Origin of the sequence: Candidatus Collinsella stercoripullorum, assembly GCF_027669965.1 — a bacterium.
GTDB lineage: Bacteria > Actinomycetota > Coriobacteriia > Coriobacteriales > Coriobacteriaceae > Collinsella > Collinsella stercoripullorum.
In genome coordinates, this window is the sequence record NZ_JAQECM010000009.1 from 26,585 (window position 1) to 50,865 (window position 24,281).

Genomic DNA, 24,281 nt, shown 5'->3' on the forward strand with positions numbered 1-24,281 from the left:
GCTGCGGGGCCTGGCGTCTGCGGGCCCGCACCCGTCTGCGGGCCCGCCCGCCCTCGATCGAAGGGATGCTCGATGATATTCTCCCTGGCCCCCATGGAGGGGATCACGGGGCACGTGTTCCGCCGGGTCCATGCCGAGTGCTTCGGCGCGCTCGACCGGTACTACACCCCGTTCATCACCCCGCCGCGCGCGGGCTCCTCGTTCGGCGGCCGCGTCCGCCGGGAGGTCGACCCCGCCGCCAACCGGGGGCTCGACGTCGTCCCCCAGCTGATCACGAAGAACGCCGACGAGTTCGCCTGGGCGGCCCGGCTCCTCGCCGAGATGGGCTACGCGGAGGTGAACCTCAACCTGGGGTGCCCGTCGGGAACGGTCGTGGCCAAGGGCAGGGGCGCCGGGCTCCTGCGCGACCCGGACGGGCTCGAGGCCTTCCTGCGCGACGTGTGCCGCGCGTCGCCCCTCCCGGTCTCGGTCAAGACGAGGCTCGGCATCCAGGATGGCGCCGAATACGGGCGGATCCTCGAGGTGTACCTCCGGCTGCCGCTCAAGGAGCTCATCGTCCACCCCCGCGTCCAGCGCGACCGCTACCAGGGAGTCCCGCGGCGGGAGCTGTACGGCGAGACCCTGCGGCGCGCCCCGTTCCCTGTCGCCTACAACGGGGACGTCTTCGGGTGCGGGGACCTCGACGCCCTGCTCTCGGCATACCCGGATACGCGCCACGTGATGCTCGGCCGGGGCATCCTCGCCAACCCCGCGCTCGCCCGCATGCTCGCCGGCGGGCCGGTGGCCACGGCCGACGAGCTCAGGCGCTTCCACGACAGGCTCTTCGATGCGTACCGGGAGGAGATCGGGGGCAACGCGGTGTTCCGCATGAAGGAGTGGTGGTCCTACGCCCGGTTCTCCTTCGCCGACCCGCTCTCGGTCCACCGCGCGGTCAGGAAGGTCCGCCGGGTGGACGAGTACGCGGACGCGGTCGAGCGGGTCTTCGCCACGGAGCACCTGGCACGGGTCGCGCGGTTCCAGGGGTAGGGCGCCCGCGTCCCATGCGGGGCGGCGCCGCGCTCCCCACGCCCGCGCGGCGGATGCCCACGCCCGCCGAGCGGACGCCCCGTCCGCAGGGTTCCCCCTGCTCGCGCGGGATAGAATCAGGCCAGCTGTCCCCAACAGAAGGAGCACCCATGGACCTTCCCAACAAGCGCCCGGACGACATGGCCCGCATCACCACCCCGGAGCTCGCCGAGGCGTTCATCGACGAGCAGGTCGCCGCGATCCGCGAGCAGGTGGGCGAGGGCAACGTCCTGCTCGCCCTATCCGGCGGCGTGGACTCGTCCGTCGTTGCGGCGCTGCTCATCAAGGCGATCGGCCGCCGGCTCATCTGCGTGCACGTGAACCACGGCCTCATGCGCAAGGGCGAGTCGGAGCAGGTCGTCGACGTGTTCCGCAACCAGATGGACGCCAACCTCGTCTACGTGGACGCCACCGACCGCTTCCTCGACCTGCTCGCCGGCGTCGCGGAGCCCGAGGCCAAGCGCAAGATCATCGGCGCGGAGTTCATCCGCGTGTTCGAGGAGGAGGCGCGCAAGGTGGCCGGTGAGGTCGACTTCCTCGCGCAGGGCACCATCTATCCCGACATCGTGGAGTCCGACGGCGTGAAGGCCCACCACAACGTGGGCGGTCTGCCCGACGACCTGCAGTTCGAGCTCGTGGAGCCCGTCCGCCTGCTCTACAAGGACGAGGTCCGCACGGTCGGGCGCGCGCTCGGTCTGCCGGAGTCCATGGTTGAGCGGCAGCCGTTCCCCGGCCCGGGCCTGGGCGTGCGCTGCCTCGGCGCGATCACGCGCGACCGCCTGGAGGCGCTGCGCGAGGCCGACGCCATCCTGCGCGAGGAGTTCGCCGAGGCGGGGCTCGCCGGCAAGGTGTGGCAGTACTTCGTCGTGGTCCCCGACATGCGCGCCACCGGCGTGCGCGACGGGCGCCGCGCCTACGACTGGCCGGCCGTCATCCGCGCCGTCAACACGGTGGACGCCATGACCGCCACGGTGCCCGAGCTCGACTGGTCGCTGCTCAAGCGCATCACCGACCGCATCCTGGCCGAGGTGCCGGGCATCTGCCGCGTGACCTACGACCTCACCCCGAAGCCCATCGGCACGATCGAATGGGAGTGAGGTACGGGATCCCCGGTTCCAAATCCGACTAGCTCGTCGAGACACCGAGGGGAGCCGCGGGGGCGGGCCCGAGCGCATCGGGCGCGCCCCCGCATGCCGGCGATGGGGGAGGGAAGCGGGGATGCGCGCGATGAAGACCAGAGAGGACCTGTTCGCCGCCGATGCAGCGCGCGATGCGGCCGTCTGCGGGCGCCGCCTGTCCGCTCCGGCGTCCGCCCGCCCCGACCTCGCCGCGTCGGGGGCGCACGACCCCACGCCCACGCCCTACTTCATCTTGGACGAGCTGCTCGTGCCGCTCGAACTGGGCCCCGGGGACCACCTGCTGGATGTGGGCTGCGGGACGGGCCGCGTGCTCGCCTATGCCTCCGACCGCCTGCGCTGCCGGGCGACGGGGGTCGAGCTCGACGAGGGGCTCGCCTCGGTCGCGTCCTCATGGGCGTCCGCCCACCCGCGGCTCCGCGTCGTGGCGGGCAGCGCGCTCGACATCCCGCTTGCCCCGTATACCTGCTTCTACCTGTTCAACCCCTTCGATACGGACGTCCTGACGCGCTTCCTCGACAAGGTCGAGCGGGAGGCGGACCGCCCGGTCGCGCTCGTTCATATGTCGGACAACGGGGAGTCGTTCGCCTACCTCGGCCGGACGGGGTGGGAGGCCGTGCGCGAGGGGTCGTTCCGCTTCCTCCGCGCGCCCGGCGGCGCCGATATCGAGGTCTACGCGCATCCCCAGCATTTCACGGTTTGGCGCTTCTCTCCCGCGTCCGACTGACCGGGCCCGCTGGGTCCGGCTCCGCCCCGTCGCCTCCCGCGCGCTCTGCGAGCGGGAGCAGCAGCGACGCGCGCGCCCCTGCGACCCGTCCGTTCCCGTCGACGATGCTCTCGAGCTCGACGGCGCCGCCGTGCGCCCGCGCGGTCTCCGCCGCCATGGCGAGGCCGATGCCGTAATGAGCCCCCGCCCCGCCGCGCCGCGCCGCGTCGTCGGTGTAGAAGCGCTCGCAGCCGTGCTCGAGCGCCGCGGGCGAGAAGCCCTTTCCGTCGTCCGCCACCGCGATCCGCACGCGGCCGCCCGGCTCCCCGTCCCCGCGCGCCGGCTCGACTCCCAGCGAGATGCGCACCGCACCCGCGGCATGGTCGACGGCGTTCGCGACGAGGTTCATGGCCGCCCGGGTCACGGCCTCGGCGTCGAGCGAGGCGTGCGCCCCGATCGCCTGCGGGTCCGCGTCGACCGCGAGCTCGAGCCCGCGCGCCGACGCGAGCGCACGCGCGTCCGCCGCGAGCGCGTCGAGCAGGGAGCCCAGGCGCACCGTGCGGCGCTCCGACGGCGCCTCCCCCCGGGACGTCTCGATCAGCAGGCGCACGTAGGCGTCGAGCCGCTCGCTCGCCTCCGCCCCGTCGCGCGCGGCGCAGGCGAGCTCGGCGCGGGCGGGGCCGTCCAGCCCCGCATCCCCGGAGAGCTCATCCTCCAGGAACTCGGTGTTCGCGCGCACCACGGTCAGCGGCGTCTTGAGGTCGTGCGCGAGCGCCGCGACCTGGTCGCGCTGCCTGCGCTCGGCCCGGTAGCGCGCCTCGAGGGACTCGGCCAGCGAGGCGCGCATGCGGTCCATTGCGGCGAGGACCTCGTTCACCTCGCGCACGCCGGTGGTGCCGACGCAGAAATCGAGCTGCTGCGCACCTACCTTCTCCGCCGCCGCGGAGAGGGGGGCGAGCGAACGGGAGATCATGCGGCTCGCGCGCCGGGCGACGAGGGCGGTGGCGGCGACGCTGCCCGCGCAGCCGGCGGCGAGCATGAGGTTCTGGGGGTTGGGAAGGCTTTCGGCGAGCTCGCGCGAGATGAACTGCGGGAGGTACTCGCAGCGCAGCACGCAGACCGTCCCGTCCGCGAGCGCGACCGTCCCGTAGGTGACGCCCCCGCCCCCGCCGATCTGCTCGAGCTCCGATGCCGTCCCGTCCGATTCGGCGTACTCCGCGCGCGCCAGCTCCCGCGCCCGTTCGAGCTGCTCTCCGGTCAGGTCCGTATCCAGCACGGTCCCGTCGTCCGAGACGAGGGCGTAGCGGTACGCGGTCGGCAGCGCGCCCGCATCGAACGCCCCCTCGTCCCGCAGGGCGGCGGCGACCTCGTCCATATGCGCGGGGCCCCAGCTCGCCGGGTAGACCATGCCGGCGTTGCACGCCGCCGAGAACGCGGCGAACGAGGCGGCCCACGCGGCGCCGATGCCGAGCACGGTGTAGGCGAAGTAGCGCACGATCAGCCAGGAGAGCGGGGCGCCCCGCCCGCGCGTGCGCAGCGGGGCTATCGGGACTGCCATCGGTACCCCATCCCCCAGACGGTCGCGATCGGGTCGGCGCCGGCCTCCGCGAGCTTCCTGCGTGCACGGCTCACGTGCATGGAGACCGCGCTGTCGTCCGCGCCGCTCTCCCAGCCGAGGACGCGCTCGCGGATCTGCGCGCGCGTGAAGACCTGGCCGGGATGGCGGGCGAGCAGCTCGCAGATCTCGTATTCGGTCGGGGTGAGCGGCACCGGCGTTCCCGCCACCTCGACCGCGCAGGCGCCGAGGTCCACGCGCAGCTCCCCGAACGCCAGCGCGTGGGTGCGCTCGCGCCGTTCGCGGCGCAGGTGGGCGGCGACCTTGGCGTGCAGCTCGGCCGCACCGAAGGGCTTGCGGACGTAGTCGTCGGCGCCCAGCCCGTACCCGGTGACGGCGTCGTCCTCGTCGACCTTCGCGGTGAGGAACACGATGGGGCCGTCGAACCGCGGGCGGATCCGCCGGACGAGCTCGAAGCCGTCGAGACCGGGCATCATGACGTCGCAGAGGATGAGGTCGAAGCGGGCGAGGTCCATTTCCGGGACCCGTACCGGGTCGTCCGCGCATGCGACGTCGTGCCCGTCGCGCCGCAGGATGCGGGCGAGGGCGTCGAGAATCGCCCGCTCGTCGTCGATCGCCAGGATGTGCGCCATGGTTCCTCCTTGTCCGTGGGGATTATAGCGGGAGCGCCACGTGTGGCGGGATTCCCGCGCCGCCGGGATTCCCTCGTGCCCGGCGGCGAGGCCGGAGACGCCGTCGGGTTTTCCGCCTCCTACGCGAGCGCCCTGCGCGCGGGTTCGGGGACGTCGCCCTCCTCGATGCCGCGGTAGCGGACGCCCGTCCCGCCCTTCGCGTCGATCCGGAGCCAGCCCTCCCCGTCGGCCTGCTCCCCGAAGCAGATGATCTGCAGCTCGCGGACGTTGCCTGCGGAGTCCGATGCCCGGATCAGGTAGACGAAGTTGCACCCCGCCCCGGTCGCGTCCCCGTACGAGTCCGTGAAGGAATCGGGGTCGGGGGAGCGCGCGTACATGGTGAGCTCGGGACCGGGCACGATGCGGTCGAGGCCCGATCGGACGACGGCGCCCATGCCGCCGCATCCCGCAAGGCCCCCGCAGGTCGCGAGCGCGCAGGCGAGGGCGCAGGCGAGCAGGCGGGCGCGGTGCCGCGCGGCGCGCGGCCCGTTTGCGGCCCCGGCGCCGCAGGCGGATGCCATGTTCCCGGTCACGGTCCTATCCATGGGTCTCTCCGTTCTCGAAATGCCTGAACCATATCGGCAGCGCCGTCGCGCAGGCGAGCGACGCGAGCGCGGCCGCCGTCCCCGTGAGCGCGCCCGCCGCCCGCACCGCGACGGCCTCCGCCGTGCCGGATGCGGCTATCGCGCCCTCGATCCCGAGCGAGCCCAGCCGTGCGGCCCAGCAGAAGGGGAGCGCCCCGAGCGCGCCCGCCCCGTGGGCCCCGGTGAGCTCGCCGGTCATGAGGCCGTGCGCGAGCCCCCCGACCGAGAGGAACGCGAGGGCGAGGCCTGCGGCCCCCGCGCCGATGGCGACGTTGCGCCCGAACCGCAGGGACAGCGCGAGCGCCAGCGCGTAGAGGGGCAGGCTTCCCAGCACGCAGCCCGCCCACGACAGGGCGATCGCGCCCGCGCCCACGGCGAGCGCCCCCGCCGCGGCGAGGATGGCGGCGAACAGCCCGAAGGCGAGTGCGAGCGTCGCGGCTCCCATGAGGACCAGCGCCCCGTACAGGGCGAGGACCGCCCGCGCGCGCGACGGCGCCCCCGTGAGGTTGGCGAGTCCCCCTGCGGCCCGCTCCTCGTCCACCGCGAGGCCGCAGACGATGCCCGCCATGAGCGGCATCATCGCCCCGAGCAGCTGGGCGTAGGCATCCGCCCCGAGGGACGGGTCCCAGGGCGCGCAGGCGAAGTAGGCGCCGCAGGCCGCCCCGGCGGCGGTCCCGCACGCCGCGTGGACGGCGGCGATGGGGGAGCGGGAGAGGCGCAGCAGCTGTGAGCGCAGGGCGCGCGGCAGGGTCGCGCGCATCCGACGCGCCCGCGTGCTCATCGCTCCTCCGAGCGGGCGAACCATGTGGCGGATGCCGAGGTGAGCAGGACGAACGCGGCCGCGCAGACGGCGAGGCCTCCCCAGATGAGGACGGCGTCGCCGGCGAGCGCCCCGCCGAGGGCGGTATCGGCCGCGAGGGGCTCCCCGCTCGGGAGCACCGGGATAAAGGCGGTGGGGATGACCACGGTCGCGCAGGGCGGCAGCAGCTGGGGGACCGGGACGAGCGACCAGGCGAACGCCCCGGCGATCTGGACCGCAAGCGGTGCGAATATGCCCGCGAGCATGCCCGCGCCCGTGCAGAGGGCGAGGGTCGCCGGGATCATCCAGGCGGTCGTGAGCGTGTTGGCGGCCGCGCAGCACAGCATGGTAAGCGTCCCCGCCGCCGTGAGGCCCTGCGCGGTGAACGCGGACCCGACGAGATAGACGGCGAAGACGACGAGGTTGGCCAGCGCGGACAGCGCGAGGCACCACAGGGCCTTCGCCCACCACGCGCACCCGAGCGGCGCGCCCTGGCCCAGGACGCCGCGCATCCCTGAGCGCGCGTCGGCCTGGGCCACGCACGCCGTGAACAGCGAGACGGCCACCGGAAGGAAGAGGGCGTACCAGTAGTTCCACGCGGAGAACGCCTGGTAGCCGTTCACCGGCATCGCCCCTAACAGCGGCATGGGGAGCGCCATGGCGACGGCGATCCGCATCGGCGCGGCGCGGCGCGATTTGAGCGCCTCGGCTCTCAGCGCCGAGAGCAGGGTCGCACGGGGAAGGCCCGCGGCGTCTCGCTCCGCACGGCGCCGGCCGGTTCCCGCGGCCGTGCGCGGGGAGTTCAGGATGCGTTCGGTCATGCCGCCCACCCCCGCGTCCGCCCGCCGCCGCGGCGGCAGACGTCCATGAAGAGGCGCTCGAGGTCCTCGCCGGGCCGCAGCTCGTCCTCGTAGGCGAGGCGGCCGTCGGCGATGATCCCGATCCTGTCGGCCATCTGCCCGACCTCGGAGAGGATGTGACTCGAGACGAGCACGGTGATGCCGTGCGCGGGGAAGCTGCGGACGAGGTCGCGCAGCTCCTCGATGCCGATGGGGTCGAGTCCGTTGGTCGGCTCGTCGAGGATGAGCAGGCGCGGGCGGGCGACGAGGGCGAGCGCGATGCCGAGGCGCTGGCGCATGCCCATGGAGAAGCGGCCGGCGCGCTTGCGCCCGGTTCCCTCGAGGTCCACGACGGCGAGGACCTCGTCGATGCGCTCCTCGGGAAGCCCGAGGAGGGTGGTGCGCACGCGGAGGTTCTCCCGCGCCGAGAGGTTGGGGTAGATCGGCGGCTCCTCGATGAGCGAGCCGATGCGGTAGAGGTCCTCGCGGCGCCACGGGCGGCCGTCGAAGGCGATCTCCCCGGCGGTGGGGCGGAGCATCCCGCAGATCATCTTGAGGGTGGTGGATTTGCCCGCCCCGTTGGGGCCGAGCAGGCCGTAGACGCGGTCGCGCTCCACGTGGAGGTCCACGTCGGCCACCGCGCACCGGGCGTCCGCGCCCCGGCCGAAGCGCTTGGTGAGCCCGCGCGTCTCGAGCATGTATGCCATTCGGCGTCCTTTCTCCCGTGTCGGCGCGGCGGTTCCCGCGCCGTTGCTTCCGGACGCCTCCATGGTGGGGCCCAAGTCTAACGGACCCCTAACGGTTCCCGGGAATCCGACGGCGCGCGGATGCCGCGCGAGCGGGCCCGTTCCCGCCGCGGCCGGCGGCGCAACAGCCCGTTGCTTGCCTCCCCGCGCGGGACCGCAGAATAATGGGTGCGACACGCAACCGATCGATCGGAGGGCATATGGCGATCAAGGACGTGCTGCCCCGTCTGCGCCGCGAGCGCGGCCTCACGCAGGAGCAGCTCGCGCGGAGGCTCTACATCACCCGTCAGGCGGTGGGGCGCTGGGAGAGCGGGGCCACGACCCCCGGCATCGACATGACCAAGCTCCTCGCGCGCGAGCTGGACGTGCCCATCACCGAGCTGCTGGAGATGCCGGAGCGCTACTGCCAGAGCTGCGGGATGATGTTCACCGGCCCCGACCAGCTCGGGCACGAGGCGGACGGCTCCGAGACGGAGGAGTTCTGCCGCTGGTGCTACGACGGGGGCGACTACACCTACGAGACGACGATGGACGAGATGATCGAGGAGTGCGCGCCGCGGATGGCCGAGGCGATGGGCTGGACCGTGGACGAGTCCGCATCGCTCCTGGGGGCGGTGCTCCCCACCCTCAAACGGTGGAGGGGAGAAGCCGACGGCGCTTGACCGCGCGGCGCGGCACCCGATACGGCGGCCCGCGCGATGCGGGCGGGAGAGGAGGGGCTTTGGATACGGCGCTGGTGGACGAACGGCTGCTCTCGCATGCGGGGGCGGTGAGCGCCCTGCACGAGTCGTGGGGCTGGATGGTGTACTCGGTCGACGGCAGGCAGTTCGCCTGCGAGTTCACGGCGGGGGAGCGGGCCCGCGCGCCGTACGCCGGCAGGCACCTGCTCTCGCTCAAGTGCGACCCGGACCGCATCCTCGAGCTGCGCTCCGAGTTCCCGGACGCGGTGCTCCCGGGGTATTACTCCGACGGGCGCACGTGGATCTCTCTGGACCTCGACGCGGGGCTTCCGGAGGACCTCGTCCTGGAGCTGTGCGACGAGAGCTACCGGCTGGTGTTCGCCAAGCTCGCGAAGCGTAGGCAGCGCGAGATCCTCTCGGACCGGGGCGGGACGGCCTGACCGCCCGGATGCGGCCGGGAACGGAAGGCGCCCGCCTCCCTGCGGTCGACGGGGAGGCGGGCGCATCGTCTAGCGCTTGGAGCGCAGGCGCGCGAGGAGGCCGGCCCCGAGGGCGGCCACGGCCCCTGCCGCCGTCGCGAGGACGGGGAGCTGCGAGGCGTCGCCGGTCCGGGCGAGGATGCTGGTGTTCTCCGGCTCGCCTGCGGTCGAACCCGTCCGGTCGGCGTCGGCCGCCGCATCGCCGCCCGCGGGGCCTCCCGACCCGCCGTCGGGCGTCTCTGCCCCTGAGCCGCCGCCCGGCTGCTCGCCGGAGCCCGTGCCCGAGCCGCCGCCCGGCTGCTCGCCGGAGCCCGTGCCCGAGCCGCCGCCCGGCTGCTCGCCGGACCCGTCTCCGGTCCCGTCGTCCCCGGCGACCCGGATCTCGAGCACGTCCGTGTCGGAGGCGTTGCCCGCGCGGTCGTAGGACGTCGCCTCGACGCGGTAGGCGCCCGCCCGCTCGGCGCCGAGCTCGAAGACGAGCTCCTCCTCGCGGGCGATGCGCTCGTCCAGAAGCGCGCCCGCGGCGTCGTAGATGCGCGCCTCGATGCGGTCGACGCCGCTCGCGACGACGACGCCCTCCGCGGGGTCGTCGGCGGCCTCGACCTCGATGGTGACGTCGTCTCCCGGCGTGACGTCCTCTCGGGAGGCCTGCGCCCGGACGGTGGGGTCGGTGCGGTCGATCCTCGTCGTCACCCGGGCGGCCGACGTGGTCGCCCCCGCGTTCCCGCCCGCGCCGATGCGCCCGCGGACCTCGTGCTCGACCTCGCCCTCGGTGTCGATGCGGGCCCGCTCGGCGAAGTCGCCGTCCCCGACCGCGATCAGGTCGTAGGTGCCGGCGTCCCCCGCGGCGCCCTCGAGCGAGAGCTCCACCGCGCCGTCGCTCCATGCGTCCCCGGCGACCTCCCCGCCCGCCTCGTCGCGGCGCGCGACGCGCTCGGGGTCCAGGGCGTCCTGGCGCACGGTCAGGACGCCGGGCTCGAGGGTCACGTCGTAATCGGGCCCCAGGTCGACCGTCTCGGCGACGAGCCGGTAGGTGCCCGCGACGGAGAGGTCCGCGTCGGCGCCGTCCTCGGCGAGCGCGCGCACGGCGACGTCGCCGAGCTCGTCGCCGGGCAGGAGCCCTCCCTCGACCGTCGGCCGCACCGCGGGCAGGCCGCATCCGGCGAACGTCTCTGCGTCGCCCACCCGCACCGTGACGGGGCGCGGGGCGACCGTCACGGTGAACCGGTACGGCCCGTAGTCGACGCCGTCCAGGGTCATCGTCACGAGGATGTCCGTGCTCCCGGCGTGCAGCGCGGTGACGGTGCCGTCGGCGTCGACGGAGACCACGCCGGGGTCCGCCGCCTCGAAGCGGTAGGCCGCGCCCTGCGGCCCGTCGAGCTCGAGCGCACCCGGGCCCTCGCCCATGACGAGGGAGGGAACGGTCGCCGACAGCGGGATGTCCTGCGCCGCGCCGGGGCCGCTCGGGTTGAGGCGGACGTCGTAGGCGACCACCGTGTAGGCCGATGCGGGGACGCCCCCCTGCGCGCCGTCGCCCTCGAGGGAGAACGAGCCGGTGCGCGAGAAGCCGACGAGCTCCCCGTCGCGGTACAGCTCGTAGGCGCAGGTCGCGCGGCGCAGCTCGTCGGTCGGCATGCCCGCCTGCACGCGGACGCCGCCGTCGGCGCCGACGGATACCGAGACCTCGGGCTCCACCTCGTCCGGCGCCCCGGCGACCTCGGCGTAGGTCTTGGCGCCGTTGATGATCGCCGCGTCCGTATCCAGCGAGAAGTAGCGCACCTTCCGCGGCATGGAGGGGTAGCGCGCGCACCACTCGCGCACCTCGGGGGCGAGGTCGCGCTCGCCCAGCCCGTAGAGGTACTCCGCGAAGTCGTAGCCCGTCCCCATGGTGAAGGCGACGGCCATCCGGTTGTACTTCACGCCCGTGGCGGCGTTCGACGCGAGGTCCTCGATGGTCTTCACGGCGTCGGGGTCGCCGCGCAGGATCCGCAGGGTGGCTCCGTACGCGCCGTACCGCTCGACGTCGGCGGCGATCTGCTCGGTGTAGGGGCTCGCGGAGAAGTCGTAGCCGGAGTAGTCCCAGTCGTCGAAGAAGTGCAGCCCGTTCCACCAGGTGGTCACATGGGTCCAGATGTAGGTGCCCCATACGCCGCCGTTCATCCAGTCGGGCACGTAGCCGCTGTCCGCCGCCATCCGGGCGAGCTCCTCGTCGCGGCGCCTGGTCGCGTTCACGGCGTTCACGTGGTAGTAGGCCGACGGGTTGAACGCGATGCCCGCGGACCGTGCGGCCTCGATGCCGCCGTGCCGCGCGCCGGCGATGGAGTAGAGGTTGTTCGTCTCCTCGGCCACCGCGATGACGTTGTTGTCGAGCATGTGGCCGTACTCGTGCGACATGCCCCATCCGTACATGCTCGCTCCCGAGAGGAACGCCGCCGCCGTGCTCTCGGGCATGTGGAAGTAGCGCCCGTAGGCGTACATGGTCGAGGGGTTCGACACCGTGCGGGTGAACGCGGTGTGCACGCGCGCGGTGGTGACGGCGTTGGGGCCGCTCGTCTCCGCGGCGTCGAAGCCGTCGAAGGACCAGTAGAACTCGAGGCGGTCCTGGATCGCCCGGTTCGACCGCTCGATGTAGGCGATGGCGTCCTCCTCGGACGCGATGCCCGCGTAGGCGCGCTCCATGGCCGTGGCGCTGATGGCGAACTGGGCGTGTCCGTCGTCGCCCATCTGGAGCATCGTCATGTCCGCGGCCTCGCCGGCGCGGACGCGCGCCGCGTAGGCGCGGATGTCCTGAACGTATGCCCAGAAGCGCTCGGGGTGGGCGGGGTCGTGCTCGTAGTAGGGGTGCGTCCCCAGGCTCGTGCCCGTGACGGGCTCGGTGTCGACGGCGTCGACCGCCTCGATGCGCACGCGCGCCGCGTTGTCCGCGGAATCGTTGCGCATGTAGAGCATGGAGCCGTAGGTCTTGCCCGTGAGGTCCACGGTGATGCGGTTCTCGCCGTTGACGAGCTTCGACGTCTGGGCGAGGTTCAGGGAGGGGTAGTTCGACGTGTCGGTGAGGCCGACCTGGCGCCAGGCGACCGAGAGCTTCGAGGGGTCCTCGGCCTCGACGTACACCGCGATCTCGTTGACCCGGCCGGGCTTCAGGTAGAGGCCCGTGGCGTCGAGGTTGTCGAACTGGTACCCCTGCTGGGTCCGGCGCGCCTCGGCGCCCGGGTCGCCCAGCTGGGAGAGCTCCCGGACCGAGGCGGCGAGCGCGTCGCGGTTCCCCTGGAGGTACGACGCGTAGCGTCGCGCCCGGTCGAGCTGCTGCAGGCGGAGCCGCCGCTCCGGGGTGTCGATGCCGGAGAAGTGGGCCTCGATCTGCTCGCGCAGGGCGTCGAAGGCGCCCGGCGCGGTGAGCTCCGGACGCATCTCGAGGGCGAGGTCGTCCGCGAAGGGGTTCTCGAGCAGGTCGAAGGCGGCGGTCACCTCGGAGGGGGCCAGCGCGATGCGGCTCGCGTCGGCGGGGTCGATGCCGACCGACGCCGCGCGCTCGGGCGTTCCCGCGCGGCGGACGGAGAGGCGGGAGAGGACCGCGCGGGCGACCTCGGGGGAGGCGCTTCCCGCGACGGGGTCGCCGTCGTCCCACGTCCCGGCGAGCACCACCTCGACGGGGTCGTCTACGGAGTGCGCCTCGGGGGCGCCGGAGAAGGAGAGGGAGCCCCCGCGCGCGAGGCTCACGCGGTCGGCGCCCTCGAGGCGGGCGCGGGAGCCGATCTCGAGCGAGGCGCCGGCGTCGACGCGCACCCCGAAGGTGTTGTTGGGCCGGTTGTCGCCGACGACCCCGCCGCTCAGGGCGAACGACCCGCCGGAGAGCACGTGCACCACGCCGTCGGCGGAGACGTTGGAGACGTTGCCCGCGATGGCGCCGCCGCTCATGCTGAACGAGCCCTTCGTCCACACGATGGACTCGGAGTAGGTCGCCTTGTTGCCGGTGATGGAGCCCGCGCGCATGTCGAACGACCCGCCGGCCTCGACGGCCACGGCGGGGTTGCGCATGGCGAGGGCGCCGCGGATCTCGCCCCCGTCGAGCGTGAAGGATCCCGAGCGCACGTACACGCTCGCCCACGGCTTCCACGAGCACAGCGCGTCCTCCACGGCGGTGCCCGCGCCCATGGCGAGCGACGAGCCCTCGAGCAGGGTGACGACGGCCTCGTCGGAATCGGCGCCGGCGCCGTCGAGGACGAGCTCGTAGGCGGCCGGGTCGGCGGATTCGAGGGCGAGCGAGGAGGACCCGGAGAGCCGGACCATGCCGGCGACCTTCCCGCCGGACCGCGGGAAGCCGGGGCCGCGGGTCAGCGACGCCGCGCCGGTCGCGCGCAGGGTGACGCTGCGCCCGTCGGAGACGGCGAGCTGCCTGTCGAGCACGTGGTCGCCGAGGACCTCGACGGTCTCGCCGTCGCGTGCGGCGTCGAGGGCGGAGGGCAGGTCGGGGAAGGCGATGCGCTCGCCGTCGCGGACGATGGAGGCACCGGCCCCGGCGGACGCGGGCTCCGGGGAGGCCGCGGGGGACGCCTCGGGTGCCCGGTCGGCGGGCGAGGACGGTTCGTCGGCCCCGTCGGCCGCTCCCTCCGCGAGGGTGGCCTCCCCGGCATCCGCCGGCTGCGCGGCATCCGGGTCCGGGGAGGTGGGGAGCGCGTCCCCGGTACCGGCATCCGCCGGCTGCGCGGCATCCGGCGCGGCGGCATGCGCGCCCGCGGGGACGAGACTCGAGCACAGCAGGGCGCTCAGGACGATGGGCGCTACGGCGTTTCGGGGCATGGTGCTCCTTTCGCATCTCGCGCCTGACCGGCGCGGCCGCCCGCGCGGACGCAGGCGGGGGTCTCGGTGGGTGTCTCGGTGCGCGGCGGATATACCCGTACGCGCACGCATTACGTCCGTATTCGGACGGAATCGCGATCCCTCCTCTGTTCCTCCTCAATCGGCGCTGTGCCGAAGCGTTGGAAACGCTGTGGAATCCTGCGTCGCTCGGTTATATCTACCTGCGGGAATAGAAATTGACTCAGAATATATGATACCCAGGGGCCGGTTAAGTAAGTCTTCATAAATACCCATAGAAATAATGGGAAAGATAAGAGAACCGATGGGCGCGAGCGCGCCTGTCCGACTTCGACGTGCCCGGCGCCAGACCGACCGGGCGAGAAAGGGGCCGCCCCATGTGCACGGGTATCCGCTTCACCGACACGGCCGGCAACATGTACTTCGGCAGGAACCTCGACTGGACCTGCGGCTACGGTGAGCGCGTGGTGGTGACGCCGCCCGCGGCGCAGGTCCCGGCGGCCTTCGACCGCCCGGGCGACCCCGAGCGCGGCCATGCGGTGATCGGGATGGGCATCGTCGCCGGCGGCATCCCGCTGTACTTCGATTGCGGCAACGACGCCGGCCTCGCCGTGGCGGGCCTCAACTTCCCCCAGAGCGCCCGGTACGCCGAGGCTCCCGTCGCGGGGCGCGTGAACGTGGCCGCCTACGAGTTCCCCTACTGGATCGCGCGCTCCTTCGCGACGCTCGACGAGGTCCGCTCCGCGCTCGCGCACGTCACCGTGGTGGCGAAGCCCGTAAGTGAGCAGCTCCCGGTGGCCCGCCTGCACTGGATCGTCTCGGATGCGACCGGCTCGATCGCGGTCGAGTGCCTCGAGGACGGGGTGCGCGTCTGGGAGGACGACGTCGACGTCCTGACCAACGAGCCCGATTTCGGCTGGCAGCGCCAAAACCTCAGGAACTACCTCACGCTGAGCGAGGATGAGCCCGCGGACGCGGCGTGGGGCGCCGCGCGCCTGGCGCCCTTCGGTTCGGGCATGGGCATGGCCGGCATGCCCGGCGACTACAGCGGTCCCGCCCGCTTCGCGAAGGTCGCCTTCGTGAACGCGCACTACCCGGTCCAGGAGGGCGAGCGCGCCAACGTCACGCGCCTGTTCCGCACGCTCGGCTCCGTCGCCGTCCCCGACGGCTGCGCGCGCATGGCCGACGGCTCCTTCGAGCGGACCCTCTACACGAGCTGCTTCTCCGCGTCGAGCCTCACCTACTACCACGCGGCCTACGACGACCTGGCGATCCGCGCCTACCCGCTCTCCTCGTGCGACCTGACGGGCACCCGGCCCGTCTTCGTGCCGAGCGCGGCGTAAGGGGCACCCCGCATCCGCCCGGGCGGCGCGCGAGCCGCACCGCCCGGGCGTCTCCCATCGATCATCTCGGAAAGAAAGGCAGCGCATGAACGCAGCCACGGCACCGGCCGCCTCGACCGGGCCCGCGGGCGCCCCCGCCAAGGGGCGCTTCGCGGTCCTCCCCATCATCATCCTCATCCTCGCCCAGATGGGCGCGTCGGGCGATAACGGCGCCCTCTCGCTCGCCACCTCGGCGCTCACCGACCAGCTCGGCGCGACCACGTCCGACATCCAGCTCGCCAACATGATCTACCCGCTCGTGGGCGGGGCCTTCATGGTGGCGGGCGGCCTTCTGGGCACCATATTCGGCTGGAAGCGCTCCTTCCGCGTGGGAGCGCTCGTCTGCGCCGCCGGCGAGGTCGCGCTCGCGCTCGCGCCCAGCATGGCGGTGTTCATCTGGGTCGGGCGCGTGCTCGTGGGCCTCGGGGCGAGCCTTCTGATCCCCTCGGTGCTCGGGCTCGTGCCGCTCATCTACCGCGGCGCGGACCGCGCGGTCGCCTTCGGGTGCATCGGCGCGGCGTCGGGGCTGTCCGCCCTGCTCCCGCTCGCGCTGGGCGTCGTCATGGAGGCGGCGGGCATGCGCGTCACCTTCATGGTCCTCGCGGTCTACTTCGCCGCGGTCGCGGCGCTCTCCTGGCTCCTGCCGCGCATCGAGCACACGGGCGGCGGGCTGCGCTTCGACGGCGCGGGCGTCGCGCTGGCGGCGGTCGGCCTGTTCCTCGTGCTGATCGGCCTGTCGGGGATCTCGTCCTGGGGCCTTATCGCCCCGTTCCCGGGCGCCCCGTTCACCGTGTTCGGCATCTCGCCGGCGCTTCCCGCCGTCGCGTGCGGCATCGCGGTGCTCGCGGTGCTCGTCCGCGTCGAGCGCGGCGTCGAGGCCAGGCACGGCATCGCCCTGCTTCCCCGGTCGTTCCTGGAGACCCCGCAGGTGCTCGCCGGGCTCGCCGCCAACGCGATCACGTTCTTCTTCATGGGGGCGCAGTCCATCCTCATGGCCCCCTACCTGCAGCTCGTCGCGGGATGGACGCCGATCGAGGTGGGCGTGATCTCCATCGTGACGGGCGTGCCCACCTTCGCCTGCGCCCTCGGCATCCCCAAGCTGGCGCCGCGTGCGCACCCGCGCCACATCGTCCAGCTGGGCTATCTCGCCATGGCGGCCGCCCTCGGCATCATGGCGCTCTCGGTCACCCTCGACGGGGCGAGCGCCGAGGGCGTGTTCATCGGCGCGTTCGTCGCGGGCGTGGGCGCCGGCACCGTGTCGTCGCAGGCGAGCAACATCGTGGCCCTTGCCCTGCCCGAGCGCGCCGCGGCGCAGTCGGGCGGCATCCAGAGCACGATGCGCAACGTGGGGCAGGCCGTCGGCGTGGCGCTGCTGGGCGCGGTCCTGATCTTCGGCATCACCACCACGGTCCGCGCGAAGGCGGACGCCGATCCGCAGATATCCTCGGAGGTGCGCGAGCGCCTCGGCGGCATGACGATCGACCTGGGAAGCAACGGGAGCTTCGAGAAGCAGCTCTCCGGGGTCGAGATGGGCGATGCCGAGCGCGACGCCCTCGTGGGGATCGAGTCGCGGGCGCGCTTCACCTCCACGCGGGCGGCCTATGCGGTCGGCGCCCTCGTGGTCCTGCTGGGCCTCGCGACCACCCCGGCCATCAAGGGGGCCTCCGCGGACCGGTCGGGGGGCTCCGACGATGGGGCGGACCGGCCGGGGAGCGCCGGCTGACGCCGCGCGCGGGCGCCTGCCGCCCCGTGCGGGCGGCCGCTCGACGGCGTTCGGATGGCGGCCCGCCCGGGTCCGGGGCGATGGGGCGGCATGGCCGCGGCCGGAATGCCGCCCACCGAGGAAACCGACCGTTCGCGGTCGTGCCGGAGCCCGTCGACTATCCCGGCGCACGGCGGGAATATCTACGGTGCACAGATTCACGGTCGCATCGAAGACGAGGCGACGGACGAAGGAGGTGGGTCCCATGGGCAGTGAAGACTCGGCAGCCTTCGGGCTCGCCCTCCACGCCACCGAGGCCCTTTAGCATCTGGGGCGAGCGGACTCGCCCAACGCGGAACGGGGCGAACCCGGTGGGAGCCGATGAGGGGGCCGGCGGGCCCGAAGGTTCACAACTGCATGTCTTGTCCGTCCGAGATGAGATATGAGGTGAGTCCACCCTAATGGATTGCGGGCGGGGCGAAGGCCCCGCCTTTTTCATGCGCCGACGCCGCGCGCCCCGGAAACCCGCCCCGCCGGGTCTGGGGTACAATGCGCCCGTACCGCAGAGGCCCCGTCGGCCGGCGTGAGCCGCAGGGGTCCGTCCACCCGATCCGGAAAGGGGCCCCATGGGCATCCCGATGCTCGCCATAGACCTCATCGACCCGGCGTGCGCCCCGCGAGCCGGGCGCCTCGCCGAGCGCCTGGGGGTCCCGGTCGTCACCGGAGGGGCGGCGGACGAGGGGGCCCTCCTGCTGCGCGTCGACGCGCGGGGACTCAGCCTCGCGGGTGAGGGCATGGAGCTGCGACCGGACTTCGCCGACCGCATGGCGCGCCTGAAGCCAGCGAACCTCGGACGCGAGCTGCTCGTGCGCGCGGTGAGGGTCAAGGGCGTGCCCGCGCCCCACGTGGTGGATGCCACGGCCGGTCTGGGCGACGACGCGCTGCTGCTCGCCGCGGCCGGCTGCAGGGTCACGATGTTCGAGCGCGACCCGGTGATCGCGGCCCTGCTCGACGACGCGCTGGCCCGTGCGCGGGAGGATCCCCGTCTGGCGGGTATCGCTGCCCGCATGGAGCTCGCCGAGGGCGACAGCGTGACGGGCCTGCGCTCGCTCGCGGAGCCCCCGGACGTCGTCTACCTCGATCCCATGTTCCCGGGCAGGACGAAGAGCGCCGCGGTGAAGAAGAAGTTCCAGCTGCTGCACCGCCTCGAGCGCCCCTGCGGGGACGAGGGGGCCCTGATGGACGCGGCGCGTGCGGCGCGGCCGCGCAAGATCGTGGTCAAGCGCCCCGCGAAGGGGCCGTATCTGGCCGGGGTGAAGCCGAGCCATTCGCTTGCGGGCAAGGCGGTGCGCTTCGACTGCATCGCGTGCCCCCGCTGAGGTCCCGTGCCGCCATGGCGGACGGCGACGGACGGGATGGCATCTGCCGTCGGCACCCGCTGTCATCATGCCCGATGCCGCGGTGCCGGCGGATCGCAGGCCGCGGCGCCCCGGCGGGATCCCTACAGGGCCGCGCCGGCGATCGCGATGATGAGGGCGAACAGGGGCGTGATGCCGCTGACCACGATGCCCGCGATGGAGCAGACGAGCCCGGCGGTCGCCGGGAGGTCGGTGCGGTAGTCGGCGCGCCTCGCGCGCCGCGACGCCACGATGCCGGCGATGCCGGCCGCCACGCCGACGAGCTGGAGGGGGATGAAGGGAGCGAAGCCGAGCAGGATGGCCAGGGCTCCGCAGGCGATCGAGACGTACTGCAAGGGCATGGGGGTTCCTCCGGGATCTGGGGCGGGTCCGGCTCTAGGGAAAGCCGACCCCCTCATCATACGCCTAGCCGGTCGCGGCCCGCTTTAAGGAAAACGCAAGCGGGGGTCCGTCCGCGGATGCGCGCCCGCCGGGTACCATGGCGATGACGGCGGAAACGGAGGAGCCATGTCCCTGATCGGCAACATCATCTGGATCCTGCTGGGCGGCATCTGGACCGCCCTCGGCTGGCTGCTGCTCGGATGCGCGTTCTGCATCTCCATCGTGGGCATACCGCTCGGGCTCCAGTGCTTCAAGATGGCGAGCCTCACGTTGGCGCCGTTCGGCAAGGAGATCGTCTACGGCGGCGGCGCGCCCTCGCTGCTCGCCAACGTGTTCTGGGTCATCTTGGCGGGCATTCCCATGGCGCTCGCCTATCTCATCGCCGGCGTCCTCAACTGCCTCACCGTCATCGGCATCCCGTTCGGCCTGCAGAGCTTCAAGATGGCGAAGCTCGCCCTTCTGCCCTTCGGCTCCACGGTCCGCTGACGCCGGGCTGCGTGCGCCCGGCGTCAGCGCGTGGCCGGCGTCAGCCCCGCGATCGCCCTCGCCGCATGGGGCAGCAGGTCGCGCAGGCACCGCGCGGTCGCCGTCTTGCCGACGCCCATGGTCCCGCCGATGAGGTAGAGGGTCTTCATGCGCGGCCCGCCGCGGTCCCGCCCCGATGCGATGCGGCGGATGGGTCGTCGCCCGCCGCGGGCTTCTCGGCGCAGGTGGCCCAGAACGTGGGGATGCCCAGCTCGTGGAGGCGACCCTCGCCGTTGGTGTCCTCGTAGAGGTCGACGATGCGGAACCCCGCCTGGATCTGGCCGCGGATCTGCTCGTCCAGGGTGTGCGAGAACTGCATGCCCCATTCCGGCAGGTCCTCGGGAGGTATGAGCGAGGGGTCGCGCAGAGGGTTGAACGGCAGCCCCCGGATGATGCGCCGCTCGTCGTCGTCGACCGTGTAGTTGAAGCCGTTGTCGAGGCCGGCGAGCAGGCGGCCTCCGGGCGCGAGCACGCGGAAGCACTCCCGCCAGACCGGCAGGACCTCCTCGATATAGCAGTTGGAGACCGGGTGGAAGACGAGGTCGAAGGCTCCGTCCCCGAACGGCAGCGGCTTGGTCATGTCGGCGCGCACGGTGGCGATGCGGTACCCCTCGCGCTCGGCGACCAGGCGCTCCGAGGCGATCTGCGACGCGGAGTAGTCGAGCACGGTGCACTCCGCCCCCATGGCGGCGAAGACCGGCATCTGCTGCCCGCCGCCGGACGCGAGCCCCAGCACCCGCTTGCCCCGCATATCGGGCAGCAGCCAGCTGCGCGGCACGGGGCGGGTGGGCGTGAGCACCATGGTCCAGTCCCCTTCGAGGGCCGCCAGGTAGCGCTCATGGGAGATGGGCGTGCCCCATTCCCATCCCTCGGCGATCCAGGAGTCGATGATCCGCGCGTTGAGATCGGTGTAGGTCTCGGTGCCGGCGGGTGCCTTCCCGGCGTGCCCGCCGTGGTTCTGAACGCTCACGGCGTCTCCTTTCCAAGAAGCTCGGATGTCCCGGGCGCCCCGCCCGCGCCTCGCGGCTCCCCGCATCCGCCCCCGCCGCGTGACGCCGGGGTCGGGCGGGCGCCCGGAGGGGCGCGACGGGGCCCGCCGCCGTCCGGGCGGGGAGGGCCCGCCCCCATGATAGCCGCCCTGTCGCCGGGCGCGGCCCCGATCGGAGCGATCCGTGGTGAAGCGGTGGGGGAGCGGACATGTCTGCGTCGAGGCCGCCTCGGCGGGTACAAAGAGGATACATGCGCCCGGCGGGCCGATGCGCCGCCGGGCGGTCCGCGCCGTCGGGCATGCGGCGCCCAGCCCCTGCGGAGCCCCGGCCCGTGAGGCGCCCTAACCCATTCGAACAAGGAGCATGATATGAAGAAGATCCTGCTGATCGTCGGCTCGCTGAGGAAGAGCTCGTTCAACCGCCAGCTCGCCGGGGAGGCCGCCGCGCTGCTCGAGGGCCGCGCGAACGTGAAGACGCTCGACTTCGACAGCGTCCCCTTCATGAACCAGGACCGCGAGTACCCGGCGCCCGAGTCGGTGGCGCGCGTGCGCACGGAGGTCGGCTCCGCCGACGCCATCTGGATCTTCACGCCTGAGTACAACTACAGCTACCCGGGCGTGCTCAAGAACCTGCTCGACTGGCTGAGCCGCCCGCTCAAGGAGGGCGACCCCGACCGGATGAGCGCGCTGACGGGCAAGAAGGCCGCCATCAGCTCGGCCGCGGGCTCGTCCGCCGGCGCCGGCGCCCGCGCCAAGCTCGGCGAGCTGCTCGTCGCATGCCGCGCCGACGTGATGAAGGACCCGCAGACCGGGGTCAAGCTCGACCGGGAGGCCTACACCACCGACGTGCTCTCCCTGGGCGAGGAGGAGCGCGCCCAGCTCGCCGCCCAGGCCGACGCCCTGCTGGCGTACCTGGAGGCATAAGGGCCCGTCCGCATGCCGCGCCGGTGCCGCTCGGCGTGCCGCTTCTAGACGCGAGGCGCGCCGTCCCCCGCTTCGGCGCCCAGGCCGCAGCGCCTCCCGGGCGGCGCCCCGACGGCTCGGCGGCCTCCCCCTCGCCCGACCTCCCGCACCGCCCCGGGGCGAGGGGGTTATACTGACCCGATGTCCTGTGTGCGGATGAGAGGGGAGCGCGTATGGGTGCGGATGGGGCGGGGTCGCGGCCCACGGTCGGCGCGGTGCTCGAGGGCGGCGGGTTCCGCGGCATGTACACCGCCGGGGTGCTCGACGTGTGGATGGAGCACGGGATCACCGCCGATGCCTGCGTGGGCGTCTCGGCGGGGGCGACCTTCGGGTGCAACTTCAAGTCCCTCCAGGTCGGCCGGGCCCTGCGCTACAACAAGCGCTACTGCGGCGACCCGCGCTACGTGGGGCTGCGCAACCTGGTCCTCACGGGCGACCTGTTCAGCCGCGAGTTCGCCTACGGCGAGCTGCCCTGGGAGCTCGACGTCTTCGACAGCGCGACCTTCGCCGCGAACCCCATGCGCTTCACGGTCGTCGCCACCGACATCGTGCGCGGCGAGGCCGTCTACCACGACCTCGGGCCGGGGGACGAGGGGGATATCGAGTGGATCCGCGCGTCGGCGTCGATCCCGGCCCTCTCGCGCCCGGTCGAGCTCGACGGCAGGCTGCTGCTCGACGGCGGCGTGGCGGACTCGATCCCGTTCCGCTGGATGCTCGACCAGGGGTACGACCGCACCGTGGTCGTCCTCACGCAGCCCGCGGGGTACGCCAAGGAGCCGAACTCCCTCATGCCGCTTCTGCGCGTCATGCTCCGGCGCTATCCCGCGCTGGTCGACCTGCTCGCCGACAGGCATGTTCGCTATAACAAGTCGCTTGCGGACCTCGCCGAGCTCGAGCGCGTCGGCCGGGTGTTCGTGATCCGTCCGAGCGCGTCGGTGAGGATGCCCATGATCGTGCGCGATCCCGAGGTGCTGGACCGCGCCTACCGCCTCGGCCGCGAGGATGCCGAGCAGTCGCTCGACGCGCTCCGCTCCTACCTCGGGTAGCGCCGCGGCGTCCGGGAGGGGGCCGCGCGTCGCGGCCCGCTGCGCGAGGAGGACGGCTCCCGCGCGGCGACCCTCGACCGCGAGGACCTCTTCATCGTCTCCAAGGTCCTGCCGCACAACGCGGGCCGGCCGGACATCTTCGAGAGCTGCGACAACACCCTCGACAACCTGGGCGTCGACTACCTCGACCTGTACCTGCTGCACTGGATGGGGCCCGTGCCGCTGGCGGAGACCGTCGCCTGCATGGAGGAGCTCGTGGCGGAGGGCAAGATCCGCGCGTGGGGCGTCTCGAACCTCGACATCGACGAGATGGAGGATCTCTGGCGCGTCCCGGGTGGCAGCAACTGCCAGGTCAACCAGGTGCTCTACCATCCGGCGTCGCGCAGGCGGGCACGCTGCGCGGCCGGCTGTTCGAATCCCCCGCGCTGGCAGAGGTCGCCCGTCGCCACGGCGTGACCGTCCCGCAGGTGGTGCTCGCCTGGGACGTCCGCGGCGGGGACACGATCGCCATCCCGCGCAGCTCGCGGCCCGAGCACACCCTGGAGAACGCCGCGGCCGACGCGATCGAGCTGACCGAGGAGGACCTGGCGCTCATCAGCCGCGACTTCCCCGCGCCCTCCCACAAGATGCCGCTCGACATGGAGTGACCCACCGTTCGCGGTATCGGGGACGGGGCTCCCGCGCGTTTGTGCGGCGGGGCGCCCCGTTGGCAGATGCGCCCGCGCAGACGGTCGCCGGCAGCCCTACAATGCTGCTAGTACGCGTACCGAAAGCGAGGAGGAGCAATGCCCGAGAACCGTGGGCCCGCCCTAATCGACCCCGAGGGCGGATGGCATGAGCTGAGCCGTAGGGAGTACGAGACGATCGTGGCGATGGCGGCGCGCGTGGGCATCTGCGGGACGCTCGCAGCCGAGGGAGCCGCCGACACGGCGATCACCACCGGGCAGGCGGCGGAGATCCTGGGGGTCTCGCGGCGCACGGTGACGCGCATGCTCGACCGCGGGGAGATCCCCGGGATCCGTTTGGGTCTCAACCATCACAGGAGCGTCCGCCTCTCCGACGTCCTGGCGTACCGGGACCACGGGTCGGCGGGACGCGAGCCGGTCGCCCTGTAGGGGACGAGGCCGGGACCAGCGCATCGACGGGCGCCGCGCGGCAACGTGCGGCGCCCGTTCGCATAGCGGGCCGGTTCGGGGGAGGAGGAGCCCATGAGGACGTTCATCGCGCTGGAGCTGCCGCCGCGGTTCGCCGACGACACCGCGCGCCTGGCGCGCCAGCTCTCCGCCGCGGTGCGGGGCCGGTTCATGCCCCGCGGGAACCACCATATCACGCTCGCCTTCCTGGGCGAGGTCGACGAGGCGGGCGCCCGGCGCGCGGTCGAGGCGCTCGACGCGGCCTGCGCCGGCGTCCGCGCGGTGAGGTGCGCGGCGGACGGGCTGGGGACCTTCGGGAGGTCCCGGGATGCGACGCTGTGGCTCGGCATCGCGCGCGACCCCGACCTCATGCGCCTGGCGGGGCGCCTGCGCGCAGAGCTTCTCGGGCGCGGGCTCGAGGTGGACGCCAAGCCCTTCCGCCCGCACGTCACGCTCGCGCGCCGCGCGCGGATGCCCGAGGCCCCGCTGGGGGACCTGGCGTTCCCCGAACCGGATCGCGCCCGCGCCGTCACCCTGTTCCGGAGCACGCTCGGGAGCGAGGGCGCGACCTACAAGCCGCTGTACCGCGTGGAGCTGGACGGGTAGCGGCGGCTCCCGCGTGCGACCCACGGCGTCGACGTCCG

Annotated in this window: 25 protein-coding genes; 15 read left to right on the forward strand and 10 right to left on the reverse strand. The window is 73.1% G+C overall.

Going from position 1 to position 24,281, the window contains the following annotated elements; all coding sequences use genetic code 11:
- Positions 1-72 precede the first annotated feature (72 nt).
- The 3 genes from PHA29_RS03755 to PHA29_RS03765 all read left to right on the forward strand — a co-directional run bounded on the left by PHA29_RS03755 (position 73) and on the right by PHA29_RS03765 (position 2,928).
- Complete coding sequence (locus PHA29_RS03755) at positions 73-1,026, forward strand: tRNA dihydrouridine synthase (RefSeq protein ID WP_270848167.1); 954 nt, start codon at positions 73-75, stop codon at positions 1,024-1,026.
- A gap of 149 nt (positions 1,027-1,175) precedes the next feature.
- Complete coding sequence (gene guaA / locus PHA29_RS03760; RefSeq protein WP_270848169.1) at positions 1,176-2,162, forward strand: glutamine-hydrolyzing GMP synthase; 987 nt, start codon at positions 1,176-1,178, stop codon at positions 2,160-2,162.
- A gap of 130 nt (positions 2,163-2,292) precedes the next feature.
- The gene (locus PHA29_RS03765) at positions 2,293-2,928 is read left to right on the forward strand and encodes a class I SAM-dependent methyltransferase (RefSeq protein ID WP_270848171.1); all 636 of its coding nucleotides are present in this window, start codon (positions 2,293-2,295) and stop codon (positions 2,926-2,928) included.
- Here PHA29_RS03765 and PHA29_RS03770 read toward each other — a convergent pair.
- From PHA29_RS03770 to PHA29_RS03795, 6 genes are all read right to left on the reverse strand, one after another.
- Positions 2,894-4,465 (reverse strand): sensor histidine kinase, encoded by a 1,572-nt coding sequence (locus PHA29_RS03770; RefSeq protein ID WP_270848172.1) that lies wholly within the window; start codon positions 4,463-4,465, stop codon positions 2,894-2,896. The genes PHA29_RS03765 and PHA29_RS03770 overlap by 35 nt on opposite strands.
- On the reverse strand, positions 4,450-5,115 hold the full coding sequence (locus PHA29_RS03775; RefSeq protein ID WP_270848173.1) for a response regulator transcription factor: 666 nt from the start codon (positions 5,113-5,115) through the stop codon (positions 4,450-4,452). Before PHA29_RS03775 ends, PHA29_RS03770 begins: the two co-directional genes overlap by 16 nt.
- Before the next feature lie 119 nt (positions 5,116-5,234).
- Complete coding sequence (locus PHA29_RS03780) at positions 5,235-5,699, reverse strand: hypothetical protein (RefSeq protein WP_270848175.1); 465 nt, start codon at positions 5,697-5,699, stop codon at positions 5,235-5,237.
- On the reverse strand, positions 5,692-6,519 hold the full coding sequence (locus tag PHA29_RS03785) for an ABC-2 family transporter permease (protein WP_270848176.1): 828 nt from the start codon (positions 6,517-6,519) through the stop codon (positions 5,692-5,694). The genes PHA29_RS03780 and PHA29_RS03785 overlap by 8 nt, the downstream gene beginning before the upstream one ends.
- Complete coding sequence (locus tag PHA29_RS03790; protein WP_270848177.1) at positions 6,516-7,358, reverse strand: ABC-2 family transporter permease; 843 nt, start codon at positions 7,356-7,358, stop codon at positions 6,516-6,518. Before PHA29_RS03790 ends, PHA29_RS03785 begins: the two co-directional genes overlap by 4 nt.
- Positions 7,355-8,083 (reverse strand): lantibiotic protection ABC transporter ATP-binding protein, encoded by a 729-nt coding sequence (locus PHA29_RS03795; RefSeq protein ID WP_270848178.1) that lies wholly within the window; start codon positions 8,081-8,083, stop codon positions 7,355-7,357. The genes PHA29_RS03790 and PHA29_RS03795 overlap by 4 nt, the downstream gene beginning before the upstream one ends.
- A gap of 239 nt (positions 8,084-8,322) precedes the next feature.
- On the opposite strand from PHA29_RS03795, the gene PHA29_RS03800 reads away from it, so the two are divergent.
- Both PHA29_RS03800 and PHA29_RS03805 read left to right on the forward strand, forming a co-directional pair.
- Positions 8,323-8,784, forward strand: coding sequence for a zinc ribbon domain-containing protein (locus tag PHA29_RS03800; protein WP_270848179.1), 462 nt, complete (start codon positions 8,323-8,325; stop codon positions 8,782-8,784).
- 59 nt (positions 8,785-8,843) lie between these two features.
- Positions 8,844-9,242, forward strand: coding sequence for an MmcQ/YjbR family DNA-binding protein (locus PHA29_RS03805; RefSeq protein ID WP_270848180.1), 399 nt, complete (start codon positions 8,844-8,846; stop codon positions 9,240-9,242).
- A 69-nt stretch (positions 9,243-9,311) separates the two neighbouring features.
- On the opposite strand, the gene PHA29_RS03810 is transcribed toward PHA29_RS03805, so the two are convergent.
- Complete coding sequence (locus PHA29_RS03810; protein ID WP_270848181.1) at positions 9,312-14,081, reverse strand: M60 family metallopeptidase; 4,770 nt, start codon at positions 14,079-14,081, stop codon at positions 9,312-9,314.
- Positions 14,082-14,476: 395 nt separating this feature from the next.
- On the opposite strand from PHA29_RS03810, the gene bsh reads away from it, so the two are divergent.
- The 3 genes from bsh to PHA29_RS03825 all read left to right on the forward strand — a co-directional run bounded on the left by bsh (position 14,477) and on the right by PHA29_RS03825 (position 18,562).
- The gene (bsh, locus tag PHA29_RS03815; RefSeq protein ID WP_270848182.1) at positions 14,477-15,442 is read left to right on the forward strand and encodes a choloylglycine hydrolase; all 966 of its coding nucleotides are present in this window, start codon (positions 14,477-14,479) and stop codon (positions 15,440-15,442) included.
- An 85-nt stretch (positions 15,443-15,527) separates the two neighbouring features.
- Positions 15,528-17,204 (forward strand): MFS transporter, encoded by a 1,677-nt coding sequence (locus tag PHA29_RS03820; RefSeq protein ID WP_270848183.1) that lies wholly within the window; start codon positions 15,528-15,530, stop codon positions 17,202-17,204.
- A gap of 605 nt (positions 17,205-17,809) precedes the next feature.
- A complete protein-coding gene (locus PHA29_RS03825) occupies positions 17,810-18,562 on the forward strand; it encodes a class I SAM-dependent methyltransferase (RefSeq protein WP_270848185.1) in 753 nt (250 codons plus the stop codon).
- Between the two features lie 122 nt (positions 18,563-18,684).
- Here the strand turns inward: PHA29_RS03825 and PHA29_RS03830 are convergent, their stop codons facing one another.
- On the reverse strand, positions 18,685-18,942 hold the full coding sequence (locus PHA29_RS03830) for a hypothetical protein (protein WP_270848187.1): 258 nt from the start codon (positions 18,940-18,942) through the stop codon (positions 18,685-18,687).
- A gap of 166 nt (positions 18,943-19,108) precedes the next feature.
- Here PHA29_RS03830 and PHA29_RS03835 point away from each other — a divergent pair, with 166 nt between their 5' ends.
- Complete coding sequence (locus tag PHA29_RS03835; protein WP_270403418.1) at positions 19,109-19,468, forward strand: YccF domain-containing protein; 360 nt, start codon at positions 19,109-19,111, stop codon at positions 19,466-19,468.
- Between the two features lie 23 nt (positions 19,469-19,491).
- Here the strand turns inward: PHA29_RS03835 and PHA29_RS03840 are convergent, their stop codons facing one another.
- Positions 19,492-19,617: a hypothetical protein gene (locus tag PHA29_RS03840; protein WP_270848189.1), complete on the reverse strand. Its 126-nt coding sequence runs from the start codon at positions 19,615-19,617 to the stop codon at positions 19,492-19,494.
- On the reverse strand, positions 19,614-20,477 hold the full coding sequence (locus PHA29_RS03845; protein WP_270403414.1) for a class I SAM-dependent methyltransferase: 864 nt from the start codon (positions 20,475-20,477) through the stop codon (positions 19,614-19,616). The genes PHA29_RS03840 and PHA29_RS03845 overlap by 4 nt, the downstream gene beginning before the upstream one ends.
- Positions 20,478-20,864: 387 nt before the next feature.
- On the opposite strand from PHA29_RS03845, the gene PHA29_RS03850 reads away from it, so the two are divergent.
- From PHA29_RS03850 to thpR, 6 genes are all read left to right on the forward strand, one after another.
- Positions 20,865-21,419, forward strand: a complete 555-nt coding sequence (locus PHA29_RS03850) for an NADPH-dependent FMN reductase (RefSeq protein ID WP_270848191.1) — start codon at positions 20,865-20,867, stop codon at positions 21,417-21,419.
- A gap of 212 nt (positions 21,420-21,631) precedes the next feature.
- Positions 21,632-22,504, forward strand: coding sequence for a patatin-like phospholipase family protein (locus PHA29_RS03855; RefSeq protein ID WP_270848192.1), 873 nt, complete (start codon positions 21,632-21,634; stop codon positions 22,502-22,504).
- Positions 22,505-22,543: 39 nt separating this feature from the next.
- Positions 22,544-22,960, forward strand: coding sequence for an aldo/keto reductase (locus tag PHA29_RS03860; protein ID WP_270848198.1), 417 nt, complete (start codon positions 22,544-22,546; stop codon positions 22,958-22,960).
- Complete coding sequence (locus PHA29_RS03865) at positions 22,957-23,151, forward strand: hypothetical protein (protein ID WP_270848193.1); 195 nt, start codon at positions 22,957-22,959, stop codon at positions 23,149-23,151. Before PHA29_RS03860 ends, PHA29_RS03865 begins: the two co-directional genes overlap by 4 nt.
- Positions 23,152-23,289: 138 nt before the next feature.
- A complete protein-coding gene (locus PHA29_RS03870) occupies positions 23,290-23,619 on the forward strand; it encodes a helix-turn-helix domain-containing protein (protein ID WP_270403406.1) in 330 nt (109 codons plus the stop codon).
- Positions 23,620-23,712: 93 nt separating this feature from the next.
- Positions 23,713-24,243, forward strand: a complete 531-nt coding sequence (thpR, locus tag PHA29_RS03875; RefSeq protein WP_270403404.1) for an RNA 2',3'-cyclic phosphodiesterase — start codon at positions 23,713-23,715, stop codon at positions 24,241-24,243.
- Positions 24,244-24,281 lie beyond the last annotated feature (38 nt).